The sequence below is a fragment of the Dactylosporangium sp. NPDC005572 genome (assembly GCF_040605515.1).
Taxonomy (GTDB): domain Bacteria; phylum Actinomycetota; class Actinomycetes; order Mycobacteriales; family Micromonosporaceae; genus Dactylosporangium.
On sequence record NZ_JBEXCY010000293.1, the window covers coordinates 1 to 12,084 of the forward strand.

11 protein-coding genes and 1 pseudogene are annotated in these 12,084 nt (G+C 63.2%); 6 read left to right on the forward strand and 6 right to left on the reverse strand.

Annotated features, from left to right (window positions below; translation table 11 throughout):
- Nucleotides 1-192: hypothetical protein (locus tag ABZS66_RS56835; protein WP_354772539.1), on the reverse strand; the 192-nt coding region annotated here is incomplete at its 3' end.
- Between the two features lie 18 nt (nucleotides 193-210).
- Between ABZS66_RS56835 and ABZS66_RS56840 the strand changes: the two genes are divergently transcribed.
- A complete protein-coding gene (locus ABZS66_RS56840; RefSeq protein WP_354772541.1) occupies nucleotides 211-2,250 on the forward strand; it encodes a hypothetical protein in 2,040 nt (679 codons plus the stop codon).
- A gap of 162 nt (nucleotides 2,251-2,412) precedes the next feature.
- On the opposite strand, the pseudogene ABZS66_RS56845 reads toward ABZS66_RS56840, so the two are convergent.
- Nucleotides 2,413-3,489 (reverse strand): annotated as a pseudogene (locus ABZS66_RS56845) (IS1380 family transposase); the annotation flags it as partial.
- Nucleotides 3,490-3,685: 196 nt separating this feature from the next.
- Here ABZS66_RS56845 and upp point away from each other — a divergent pair.
- Nucleotides 3,686-4,309, forward strand: coding sequence for a uracil phosphoribosyltransferase (gene upp / locus ABZS66_RS56850; protein WP_354772543.1), 624 nt, complete (start codon nucleotides 3,686-3,688; stop codon nucleotides 4,307-4,309).
- Nucleotides 4,310-4,314: 5 nt separating this feature from the next.
- Here upp and ABZS66_RS56855 read toward each other — a convergent pair whose 3' ends face one another.
- Nucleotides 4,315-4,779, reverse strand: a complete 465-nt coding sequence (locus ABZS66_RS56855; RefSeq protein WP_354772545.1) for an NUDIX hydrolase — start codon at nucleotides 4,777-4,779, stop codon at nucleotides 4,315-4,317.
- Nucleotides 4,772-5,821: a carbohydrate kinase family protein gene (locus ABZS66_RS56860; RefSeq protein ID WP_354772547.1), complete on the reverse strand. Its 1,050-nt coding sequence runs from the start codon at nucleotides 5,819-5,821 to the stop codon at nucleotides 4,772-4,774. Before ABZS66_RS56860 ends, ABZS66_RS56855 begins: the two co-directional genes overlap by 8 nt.
- Nucleotides 5,822-5,883: 62 nt before the next feature.
- Between ABZS66_RS56860 and ABZS66_RS56865 the strand changes: the two genes are divergently transcribed.
- Genes ABZS66_RS56865 through ABZS66_RS56880 form a run of 4 tightly spaced genes read left to right on the forward strand, consistent with a single transcriptional unit; the run spans nucleotide 5,884 to nucleotide 10,061 of the window.
- Nucleotides 5,884-6,015, forward strand: coding sequence for a hypothetical protein (locus ABZS66_RS56865; protein ID WP_354772549.1), 132 nt, complete (start codon nucleotides 5,884-5,886; stop codon nucleotides 6,013-6,015).
- Nucleotides 6,012-6,947, forward strand: coding sequence for a carbohydrate kinase family protein (locus tag ABZS66_RS56870; RefSeq protein WP_354772551.1), 936 nt, complete (start codon nucleotides 6,012-6,014; stop codon nucleotides 6,945-6,947). Before ABZS66_RS56865 ends, ABZS66_RS56870 begins: the two co-directional genes overlap by 4 nt.
- A gap of 10 nt (nucleotides 6,948-6,957) precedes the next feature.
- Nucleotides 6,958-7,281 carry a CU044_2847 family protein gene (locus ABZS66_RS56875; RefSeq protein ID WP_354772553.1) on the forward strand — a complete coding sequence of 108 codons (324 nt, stop codon included), beginning with the start codon at nucleotides 6,958-6,960 and terminating at the stop codon, nucleotides 7,279-7,281.
- Nucleotides 7,282-7,292: 11 nt separating this feature from the next.
- Entirely contained in the window at nucleotides 7,293-10,061 is a 2,769-nt protein-coding gene (locus ABZS66_RS56880; RefSeq protein WP_354772555.1) for a tetratricopeptide repeat protein, read from the forward strand.
- A gap of 306 nt (nucleotides 10,062-10,367) precedes the next feature.
- On the opposite strand, the gene ABZS66_RS56885 is transcribed toward ABZS66_RS56880, so the two are convergent.
- Nucleotides 10,368-11,333: a site-specific integrase gene (locus ABZS66_RS56885; RefSeq protein ID WP_354772557.1), complete on the reverse strand. Its 966-nt coding sequence runs from the start codon at nucleotides 11,331-11,333 to the stop codon at nucleotides 10,368-10,370.
- A 62-nt stretch (nucleotides 11,334-11,395) separates the two neighbouring features.
- Nucleotides 11,396-11,803, reverse strand: coding sequence for an AbrB/MazE/SpoVT family DNA-binding domain-containing protein (locus ABZS66_RS56890; protein WP_354772559.1), 408 nt, complete (start codon nucleotides 11,801-11,803; stop codon nucleotides 11,396-11,398).
- Nucleotides 11,804-12,084 lie beyond the last annotated feature (281 nt).

Sequence of the window (12,084 nt, forward strand, 5' to 3'; positions counted from 1 at the left end):
GGCGTCGCCGGAGGCCACGGCGAGCGACTGTCGGCGCAGACGCGTCGCATCGTTGATCTGGTGAGAGGTGCTGTGGGCGCTGGGAAAGGGCATGGGCTTCACGGGCTCGTGGAAGCATTCGACCAGTGCGAGGAGGCGGATCCGTATCGCGAGCGTGCCGCAGCCGTTCTCTGCGAGGAGGCGGTAGCGCATGAGCAGCATGATCTGCTGTTGAGCCGACAAGCCAAGCTGGCTTCGATCGCGCGCACCGCCGCCGGGAGCCCGGTCGGTCGCCGATTTGGTGCCCGGATCGACATGTGCCTCGCGGATGTGACGGGGGAATGGCCGGCCTTGCTCATGCGGAGCCATCGCACCAGCGATCCGCAGGTCCTGGCGTGGATGCACGCACGCTTCGCCAGGTGGTCCGCGCTCGACGGCGACGGCGCGACGGCCCAGCACCATTACCTCCTCGCCATCGAACGCGCGAGTGCTGGCAACATGTACCAGGAAGCGTCGGACTGGCTGTATGCATGGCGAACGGTGCGGTCCTGGTACGACAACTTCGACCGCGACGAACAACACGCCCTCGCCCAAGCGCTCCGCGTGCATGCCCACGCCGGGGTGCATCGACTTCCTGGGACCGAGCACACGGTCGAGCAGGCTCTTCGCGCGTTGTATGCCGACAAGCCAAATGAGGCCCTCGAACGCGTGCGACGGTGGATGTGGCAGGCGGTTGTCCGCGCGGACCTGACCTACGAGGTTGAAGCGGTTACGGCACTGGGCGATCTCGTCAGTACAAAGGCGCTCTTCACTGAAGCGGCCGAGTACTACATCCGGGCCGGAGCCACCGACAAGGCCCGAACGGCAGCCGAGCACATCACCGAGCCCGTCGACTGGTCGGTGGCCGGACTGCTTCGCCCCTTGACGGCCAGCCGGCGTGCAGCCTTCGCCGCCATCGCCGGCGGCGCTGACCTCCTGGTAGACGAAGCCGTTGCCCCGTGGGTCGAGGCCGCGCTCGACGAGATCACCGAGTTGACACCGGCACCGCGGCGGCATGCGGAAAATGCCGGGAAGGAGGCATTCGAAGCGCTGGCGGCGCTGGCCGACACTTTGACCTGCCAGCAGGTGGCACAGCTGCTTGTCCGGGTTGACGCGCTGCTGGATCGGCCGAAGGCCCGCCACAGCGAGAGTGACGACACGATCATCGCCATCCTGACGACGGTCGCGCGGCGCCACCGGTGCGTGCAGGAGCACGCGGTGCGCTCGATGCTCCACGCATTGCAGATCAACGACCGGATGGCAGACAGGGTGCTCGGCGCTGAAGACGTCCTGCGTAGCAATCCCGAGATCGTGCACAGTGCGCTGGCTGAAGCCGCACACGACGGGCATCATTATGCCTGCCTCGCGCTGATCCTTGCTCAAGCCGACGTCGAGCCCGCCCGGCCATACGCCAAGACATACGTTGAGGCCGAACTCGACCCAACACGGGCGCGGCGAAACATCGTTAGCCTGTCGACGAAACCTCGCGACGCTGCCGTGCTCGCCGGGATACTGCCCGCGGACCGCCAAGCCGAGTTCGTGCGCACGATGCTCGCGCGAGTGCTCGACACCGATGCCGCAGCAGCGGCACGCCGCAGTGACCTGCTCGCCATCAAGACCATCGCACCACACCTGGACCGGAACACCAGGGCGCAGCTGTTCCCGAGCGCCTTGGAGATCGCGCAGGGTCGACACGATCGCGAGGAACCGAATCCGTGGCCGCAGCACCCATTCAGCCGCGCGGAGATCGTTCTTCCGCCGTCAGGGCTCGGCGTGGACGGCCTCCGATGCGCAGCTGCATTGGTAGACGAACCTGAGCAGGCGAACCTCGTGGAGCTGGCGGCCATGGAACTGCTCGGCCCAAAGCATCCCGACCGCGGCTGGGCGATTGCGACGGTACTCAACGGTCTTCCAGGCGACCTCGCCCATCTCCAACTGACGGACCTCGCTAATCGGCCTCAACCAGCGCTGCGCGCCCTTGCCGCTCATCGATGGGTACGCAACCCGGACGCCCTCTCCACGAGTAGAGCTGAGGTCCTTGCCGCGGACACCGACCATAACGTGCGCCGCGAACTCGCTGTTGCCGCGGCCGCCGTACCAGTGGAAACACGTCCGGAATCAGTGGAGCGCGTTCGGCGAATTCTTGTCCTTGATCGTCGTCGCGCAATCCGGCAGGCTGCCGACTCGGCGTTGACAGCAACGGCTTGCGAGGTGACTCAGTCCGACAAGTGACAGCTGAGCCGCCCCGTTAGCCCTGGTCTTCGCTAAATGTTGACCAAGCCTGTTGAGTCGGGAGTTGATCTTCTCCGGGCGGCCTGGCTGAGGGTGGTCATGGTGAGGGCCCGGCCCTTGGCCGGGTCGCTCCATCTGGTTTGTCGGGGTGTGGTGCCGGGTTCAGGTGATCGGCTGTGGCAGCGCGGCGAGGCGTGCGAACGCGGTGGCGAGTTCGGTTGCCCAGGGCCAGGTTTCGGGGATGCGGAGCCTGGTTTGCCGGGCGGTGCGGGTGATCCGGGCGGCGACGTGCACGAGGCGGTAGCGCAGTATCTTGGGTTCGGCGGCGGCGAGGTCCCAGTCGAGCACCAGGAGTTGGGTCCAGGCGAGTAGGCCGATGGCGGTGAGGGCGAGGTGCAGCCAAGCGGCGTTGATCGCGAAGACGTGGGACGGGAACCGGCCGAGGCCGGTGTCCTTCCCGGTGCGGATGCGGTCTTCGACGGGGGCGTGGGCGCGGTGACGGGTTTCGAGGTATTGGATCGGGCCGTTGGTGGCCTCGCCGGGTGGGGTGTCGGTGGCCATGACCTGGTGGCGCATGCCCTCGATCGTGTCGAACAGGGACAGCTGGGCGCCGGGGTGCGGCCGTTCCCGGCGCACGATGAACCGGGTCCCGGGCGGGTAGCCGTCGTCCGGGACCAGGCCGGTCAGTTCGCAGACCTGCGCGTTGTCGCGTGGCACGCCGTCGGTGTCGACGGCGGGCACCCAGTCGCCGGGCCGTCGTTTGGCGGTGAGGATGGCCTGGCGGATCGGTTCGGTGATCGCCACGCCGACCGAGAATCGGGTGTCCAGGCCGCGGTCGCGCAGCCCGCGGATGTGCGCGAGGAGACCGAAGGTGCAGCCGGCGAAGTCCGACCGGATCAGGATCGGGGTGCCGTGCCGGTGCGCGTCGGGGATCTGGGCCAGGGCGTCGTCGAGGACGGTGATGTGATCGGCGGTGGTGTTCGACCCGTCCCGCCCTTCCCGCAGCATCCCGGATAGCGCTTCACGGGTGTTGTCCAGGAAACACAACAGCGGGTGGTACCCGAACGAGGACTTCCACGTCGGTGTCGCCGCTTCCTTGTCGGAGTGACAGCGCACGATCGTGGCGTCGATGTCCAGGACCAGACCCGGCACCGCCGAGCCCGCCGCCATCGACTGCGGCAGACCGCCGAAGGTCTCGATCCGTTGCGCCCACGCGATTTCCCGCGCCGCCGCCCGGGCGTCGACGCTTCGGCACAACGTCGGCAAACCCTACGGACCGCTAGGTTAGGTAGTTCTGCCGTAAACTGATCAACAGGTCGGCGTCCCGGCGCATCGAACATGGTCATTCATTAGCGTATGTCCTTTTGTTCCCATTCGTCAGTCGTCATCAAAATCGCTCTAGCCATCGGAAACAATGCCGTGTAAGCATGGTTAGATGTTGACGACGGTGATTGAGCATTCCCTCTTGGCGGAGAGGCTGTCTGTCCTGCGCGACAAACACACGACAAATGCGGACTTCAAGGTTGCGCTTCATGAGGCATCGGTCTTTTTGATGTACGAGGCGATGCGGAACTTTCGCACCGAGCGGTATGAACTCGATACCCCGTTAAGCCGGACGACGGGGACTCGCCTAGCCGAAACTCCGATTGTCGTGCCAGTTCTCCGAGCCGGCCTCGGCATGCTGGGTGCGGCGACCGCGTTGCTTCGTAACTTCGACACCGGGTTCGTCGGCGTCTCCAAGGACGGGTTCAGTGAACGCCGGAATATCTACCTCGCCGCCGTGCCGCCGGACCTCCGCGGTCGCCGCGCTATTGTGCTCGATCCGATGCTCGCCGCCGGCCACACGATGATCCGCGTATGCGACGAACTAATACGCCGAAACTGCGGCAACATTACGATGATTTGCCTGTTGGGAGCTACGGCGGGCGTCGAACGCGTTGCGGCGGCCGGCTACGATGCCGACCTGTTCATCGCCGCCATCGACGCCGAACTCAACGACGTGGCGTTTATCGTGCCCGGGTTGGGCGATGCCGGTGACCGACAGTTCGGAGAGTGGTGACATCATCAACCTGGGCGCTTGGCGTCGGCGATTTCGGCCAGCGAGGTGAAGGTCTGTGGCCACACGGCACCGGCCGACGGCACAAGTTCGTGGGGAGACTCGTCCATCCAGCGGAGGAGAGCGTCGACTGGGAACCACCGGACGCTGGCCACCTCGATCTCATCGTATCGAATAAGGCTTGCCTTTCCCTTCTCCAGAAAGGCCGTGTAGATGACGAAACGTCGGTCTTCTTTGTCCGGATGGTGAAAGACTTCCTCAAACAAGAGTTTTGGGTCGTAACTAGTGGGATCGAGACCGAGCTCCTCCTGGACCTCTCGAGCGAGGGCTTCGTCAAAGGTTTCCCCTGGTTCCACCTTACCGGTCACTGATGGGCCCCAGACACCCGGGTCTTGTCGTTTGTTTAGCGCACGCTGGGCGAGAAGTAGTTCGCCATCTTCATTAGTCAACCATAGAACCACTACGTCAATCATGTTCAGTGATCCTCTCCGATGATGCCTTATGGCCTGGGCCGGAAAAGGTGATCCTCCGGCTTACGAGTCGGGAATATAGTTCGTGGGCGAGGACCTGATCGCCACTGATGTGCTGATCAGGTTGCGTCGGGCGTGCGGCTGAATAGTCCAGTACCGTACCATCCGGGCGAATTTGGCGCGTATCCGCAACATTCGCGAGGCCATAGCGCAACATCCATGTCGCGGATGGAGCGAGGTCACGGGCGCACGCAACGGCTCGGGTCAAGAGGTCTTCCTCTGAACCCAGCCTGACTGGCCAGCGTTCCCCGTGGAGGCCAACCGTTGTGGCGGTCTCAGCTATGACAATGTCAGCTCGAGCGAGGGCTGAGACAACGTAATTCTTGGAAATGGTCGCCGGGAGGTTGTGCGGCACGAGGTCGATCACCGTGCACACACCCGCGGCGCGAGCAAGGTCAAGGCCAGCTAGCAACGCGCGGGTCGACGTAGGGTGCTGCAAGGCGTAACCATCACAGACCAGAATGTCCGATGTTGCGATCATAGACGCACAGGACCGCACATGGCTCTCGCTGAGGCACATGTGGGGGGATGCATCCGAGGAAACAAGGAGCCGGCGCCGTTGACCATTCGCCTTTGGAGCATCACGTACAGTAACAACAATTGCGTTCGGCTGACCATCGCATCGTTGTAGCTTGGCTGACGTGCAAGCCGCCTGCGCACCTTCGCTAAGAACCGAGGTCAGCTTGTCTTCGCCGACCGCACCAATGATGTATACGCGCCGAAAGAGCCCGTACGCGGCCGATGCGAAATTTATGGCAGTTCCGCCAGCGCGCACACTCACCGGCGCAACCTCGTAGACATCCTCGCCAGCGTCAAACTGGTGGGCGTTGAGCCGTGAACCGATATCCACCTTAAGGGTTCCGATGCAGGTCACGGTTCCATAGGGCTGTGCAAGAGGTAGGTTCACCACGCTCCGTTCCGGCGTACGCGGCAGGTCGTTGTCCGTTCGAACAGGCCACCGCATGGAGGACAAGGCCACAGGCATCCTAGACTACTAAGGCCAATGGTGCCGGTTAATACGATGATCCACAGTATGCCATCGCGTAAATGATCGAGATGGAGGGTCTGTTGCACCTGACGACCATGACCGTCATGCTCTACGAACTGATGCGTGATCATCGAGGCAACACCCCGATCCTCGAGCCGGCCGTCGCTGCTTGCGCCGGAGATTCCGGATGACGACTGTGGCGCTTAACTCGTCTGTGCCCGCTGTCGTGGTGGCGGGTTACATAGCTCAGGACGTGATTATCCAAAGCGAGTCGGATCCTACTCGAGAAGACTTCAGCCGAGGTCGAGTAACCTTTGCGGTCGGGGGCAGCGGTGCAAACGTAGCGGCCTGGCTTGCCTGGACTGGAGCTGCGGTCGAACTGGTTGGCGTCACTGGTGCTGATGCACACGCCGACGCCCTAATTGGCGACTTTGAGGCGACCGGTGCCACCGCCACCGTGGCGCGGGCGTTGCGGGCACCGGTCGTGGCCAGCGTCATCGACGCTGGTGGAGACCGTCACCTGGTGCTCGATGCCGGAGGACCGTTTAACAACGTGCCGTTTCCCCTGCCCCATCGCCGGCCTGCCTGGTTGCACATTCCCGGTTTCCTGCTGTATCGCGACGATCTTCAGCAGCAGACTTTGGCATTGGCCGCCAATGTACGACCTACTGCGCCGATCAGCGTGGATCTTTCCAGCGGGTACCTGATCCGGACGCTCGGCGGCAGCAAGATTCTCTCGCTTCTGTCAGAGGTCGCCCCTGAAACGGTGATCATGAACGAGGACGAAGCCGAGGCCATGGCGAAGTCATGTCAGCCGGAACAGCTGGCCCCGCGAGTGGTAATCCATCGAGGCGCGAAGGCGAGCCGGGTCTACACGGCTGTCGGATGGTTCGAAACCTCCGCCGGCATCCGAAAGGATCTGCGGCCGTTGGATGCGACCGGAGCGGGAGACGCGTTCGCTGCGGGATACATCGCTGGCATCATGCGAGGCATGGGGGAACCAGCTGCCATCGAATTCGGCCATATCCTGGCTCAGATCGTCATTACTATGCCGGGCGGCCAACCGCCCTTGCATGACATACTCGACCTTGCCCGGACTGGTCTGTCAAATTCACCCCCGTAAGGAGCAAACCATGGCTGATCTGGACAATCTGGTTCTTGCCCGAATTGGCGACTGCGATGTGTATGTTGAGGCCATCGATGCAGGCGGTGTATCCGAAGTCGGCCTGCGTGACGCGTTGTCCACCGAGGCCATGTGGCGAGCGCTCGAAGAGGTGGCCGACTCGATTCAGTCCGTTTGGCAGAAAGTGAAGCCGACCGAGGCGGAGGCAGAATTTGGCCTGGGCTGTGCGGTGAAGTCCGGCCAGCTTCATTCGTTCCTGGTAGGCGGATCCGCCGAGGCGACTTTCAAAATCAAACTGAAGTGGAAGGCCGCGCAAGAGATCAGTGGCGAGTAGGGCTGGACCTAGTGAACCAGCGGTTGCTGGACGAATATTTCCCGCGAGCGGTGTGCCGAGTCGAGGACGCCATCACCGGAGAGCCACATGGCACCGCGTTTTTCGTGCTGCCTGGCGTTGCGCTGACCTGCGTTCACGTGAGTCGCAGGATCACGAAGCTGCAACTGGCTTCAGAGCATATAGAGGGTGGTCCGTGGCCGGCGACCGTCCGCGCTACTATCGTCGACCAGTCGACCCCATGGCCAGATTTACCGAGTTTTCCCGACATCGCTGTGCTGGACGTAGCCTTCTCTGAACATGACTGTCTTCCACTAGCAACCAGTCATCCCGCACTCAGTACCGCTGTTGTTTGCGGATACCCGCGCGTCGCAGGTGCCGTGGTCCTTACATCCTGCCGTGCTCAATACGACGGCAAACTAAGTCTTGATGACTCCACTTGGCTGTGGAAGCTTAAGGCAACCGAGATCGCCACCGGCATGAGTGGAGGTCCCGCTTTTGATGACCTTACCGGCATGGTCTTCGGTTTGACTATAGCCACCCGTGGAGAACGCTATGCGAGTGGCGGAATTATTTCCCCACTCGTCGGCGTTGCTCCGGTAATCGAGGACATCATCCGTCACAATCGTGAACTGCAAGTAGCCGGCAAGATTGATTTAGCGAGCAAACGGTATCTTTGGGCATCAGAGAGCAATGCTACTCGGCAGGTGTCGGTACCAAGCTTCTTCCACGTTCCGGAGACGGCGCGCTTCTTTGTCGGCCGTGCGTCCGATTTGACTGCCGTTGAGGAGCTTCTGCGCGAAGGCGACCCAGATCTATCGGCTGTAGCGATCACCGGGCTGGGTGGTGTCGGCAAAACGGAGCTCGCCGCCCAGTACGCTCACATGGCCCGTTCGCGCTACTCGTTCGTGTGGTGGTTTACTGCAGCAGACAGGGCCGCCCTCCTAGACGAGTACACGTCGCTTGCACCGAGTCTCGGTATCCAACGGGATGGCATCGACGCAGAAGTCACGGTCGTCCAGGTACGCGAGCGCGTCGAGCAGATCGATCAGCCGTGGCTGCTGGTCTTTGACAACGCTGACGATCCACACATCCTAGCCGGATTTATGCCATCGACTGGGTGCGGCGATATCATCATTACATCCCGATTCGCCGACTGGAACCGCTCGCGGGTGACTGCATACAAGCTCAACCAGTTAAGTGCAGCAGACGGGGGCGACCTCCTAGTTGCATGGACTGGACAGCAAGACACCGATGGCGCGGTGAATTTGGCGGAGCAGGTCGGCGGCCTCGCGCTCGCCTTGCAACAAGCGTCTGCGTTCCTTGCTCGATCTGGCTGGACGTACTCGCGCTTCTCTGACCTTCTTAGGAAACGTTCACGGGACCTGCTCAGCATAGGGCCAGACCGCTCCTTCGCCGGTAGCCACGCAATGTCAGTCTATAACGTGTGGGAACACTCAATCGACCGATCGGTCACTCAGGCTCGGTATGCCCGTGACTTACTACAGATCTTCGCCCTCTTGGCGGCTGAGCGTATTCCTCGAACCGTTGTTGCGATGGGTGAAACGTCATTTGCGTGCGGGGACGAAATTGCGGGCGAAGCGGCACTGCTCGCGCTGGCGGACTACTCGCTCGTTGACCTGTCGGCCGACACAGTATCGCTGCACCGCCTGGTACAAGAGGTCGAGTTGGCTAACATGCGGGAGAATGACCTGCTCCACGATCGCGCTCTGACTGTGGGCAGCCTTCTCGTACGCTTGATGCCCGCGGATCCAGACGATTGTGACACATGGGATCAATGCGCCGAGGTGGTGCCCCATATTCTCAACATTTCCAGCCTGCTGGATCCTGAGACGTTCCGAGTGGAACAGATCGCCCGCGCAGAGAGCCTCGCTGGCAGCTATCTAAACTCCCGTGGCTCTCGATACCAAGCCAAGGAGTTGCTGGTTCGCTCGGTCCGCCGGCTGGCGGACCGGCCAGAAGAGCATGCTTCGACGCTGTCCGACGCTGAATTGAACTTGGCCCGTGTGGAACGTAATCTCGGCGACCTGGACAGCGCTGTGATGCACGCGACCAAGTCTCGGGACCTCGCTCAACGCCTTACGGATCCGCGGCCTTTGGCAGCGGCCCTAAGTATGCTTGGTCGAGTGCTCACGGATGCGGGTGATGTCAGAGGCGCGCGGAAAGCCTACAGTCACGCGCTTAAGCTCATTTCAATCGAGTCCCTTGCGACCTCCCGACTTGCCGTAGCGGTTCTTAATCACGCTGGCCGTGGTCTGATGCGGAGCTTCGATATCGTCGAGGCTGAACGCCTCCTGCGCAAGGCTCTGGAAATTGACCGCAGCCTGCATGTACGCCCCCACGCCGATACTGCATGGACGTTGGACAACCTTGCCATGGCGCGATTCGCATTGGGTGATACTGTCCAAGCCGAGGTGGACCTCCGGCGTGCGTTGGACATTGAAGCTGGCATTCATGGCGCCGACCATCCTCGCAGCGCTTGGTCCCTCCGCAACCTCGCAAGTGTGATCGTCGCTCGTGGTGACCTGATGGCGGCGCGCTCGCTGTTACTTCGCAGCTTGGCTATTATCGACATGGCTACTCCGAACAACCGCACCGAAATTGCGGCCACGGCCATCGCATTGAGCGAAGTGTGCAATCTGATTGGCGACAAAGATGGGCGCGACATGGCCGTCGCTCGGATCAACGCCTCGTACAAACCGGCCGCCGGTCCAGCCAGCACCGGCCATGTATCACCGTCAGATATCAACTCTGGCTGCTGATTACGACCCTGCTGCGAGTCGCAGCAGCTAGCTAGGCGGGACAACGGCGTGCGCTATTCACGACGCGCCGAGCCACCACGGAACCGTCAGAAGCGCCTCAAATGATGATTCTGTTAGGAGTTGTAACCCCACCCCGATCGTGGCTGAGGTTCTGCGCATCACCGGCGTCCTGGCCGCGTTCTCCACCCGAGCCACCAGTTGAGTATTCAGGGCGGTGTCGCGCCGACACGCCGTCCACGGTGACGCGCGGCACAACCGGAGTGGTGTCCAAACAGGACCACGGTCGGTGGCGGGTAGCGGATGGCGTCAGACTGTCGCGACGAGCGGATGCGGCTCGCTCGTGAGGGCCGCGACGGCTCGGGCGACCTCGTGCAGATCGGCGCGGACGTAGGTGGCGGTGGTGCCGGCGTCGCCCCGGCCGGTGTGTCCGGCGAACGCTTTGGCCACGGCGTAGCCGAAGTGCCGTTCGACCCAGGTGAGGGTGGTGTGCCGGATCCAGTGCATGCTGACCTGCTGGGTAGCGACCCACGGAAGGTGTTTGCCGAGCCTGGTCCACAGGTAGTCGTACCGGCGCCGGGTGAGCGGCGTGCCGCGTCCGTAGCGGAGTAATGGCTCGCGCGGGTCGGTTCTACCGCGTTCGTCGGCGTGTTCGCACAGGTAGCGCATCAGGGTGGGGGAGACCGGCTGCCACCGGACCGTTTCGCCTTTCTCTCGGAGTCGGATCAGGCACTGCTGCTGGTCGAGGTCAATCGGGCGAAGCGCGAGCGCGCCGCCGCGGCGGCAGGCGGTTTCGGTGTGCAGGCGCAGCAACAGGCCGTCCAGGGCCGGGTCGTTGCCGGTGGTGGAGGCTATCGCAACAACCTCACCAAGCTGCGCGTCGGAGAGTGCCCGGCGGGTGCTGGCAAGCCGGCGTGGCTTCATGACCCGCGCTGCCGGGTTGGCGGCGTCGGCGATTAGCCCATCGGCGACCGCATGGCGGTAGACGCACCGCAACGCTGTGATCATGTTTTCGGCGGCGGATCGGCCGCCACGGGAGTTACCCCTGACTAACGCTGTGCTCTTGGTGCGTTCGGCGAGTTGCTTGATCTCCAGTGCTGTCGGTTCGTCGAGCTGGCGTTCGCCCCAGACCGCCAAGACGCGCCGCCAGTATGGGTCGTACGCCCGCCGCGTTCCCGCGCTGACCGCGTCGCCGACACGTTCGATGTACTCGGCGAAGGTCGGGACCGTGCGCGGCGCCGCGTCGCTGAGCAGGTCCTGCGGCGATAGTCCCATTCGCGTCAGCAAGAGGCGAAGCGCTTGGATATCAGAGCCAGACGCACCCCTGGGTACCGCCGTCACGAGCGTTGCTCGCCATTCCGCTCAAGGTGCGTAGCGAGCATGATGTGCACCGTAGCCATGGTGTAGGCGACCAGCCGCCCATCGTCGGGGTGGGCCACAACCAGCAGCCGGTCGCCGGCGGCGAGTCGCAGCGCCCGCCGTGCCGGAGCGGGTAAACGCAGGTGACCTTGGCGGGTGATGGCATACGGGCCCCCAGCATCGGCCGCCACGACGATGCTGCCAATGCAAGTCCGGATCCCAACGGCCTGCCCGGGGGACCAGCCGAGCACACCGAGCGGTGACCGGTCCGCAAGCCGCCCCCGCACATCGACCGACGTCACCACGCAGAAGATCGATCGAACGGTGTCCACCCTCGACGTCAGGGTCGCGATCGGCAATCCCGCGACCGCCACCGATCCCGACACATCCGGCGAAGGTGGCAGCGCGAAACCACCCAACCCGCCTCTACCCGGATGAGTCTCAACATCGGACGTCGCACGAGCAGTTGGCATCATCGGCCCCGTGGTGCTGAGATCGGCACCCGCCAGAGCGGCAGGTCATGACCATCCGATGCTGTCGCGGCGGCGCGACACTTCGGAAGGTGTCACGCGGTGCGATCCCGGCCGACGGCGGCCACGCCCCACAGCTGGTGGCCCGCCCCCCCCCACCCCAAAAGCAACGCCCAACGAATCCGTTCGCCGGGGAC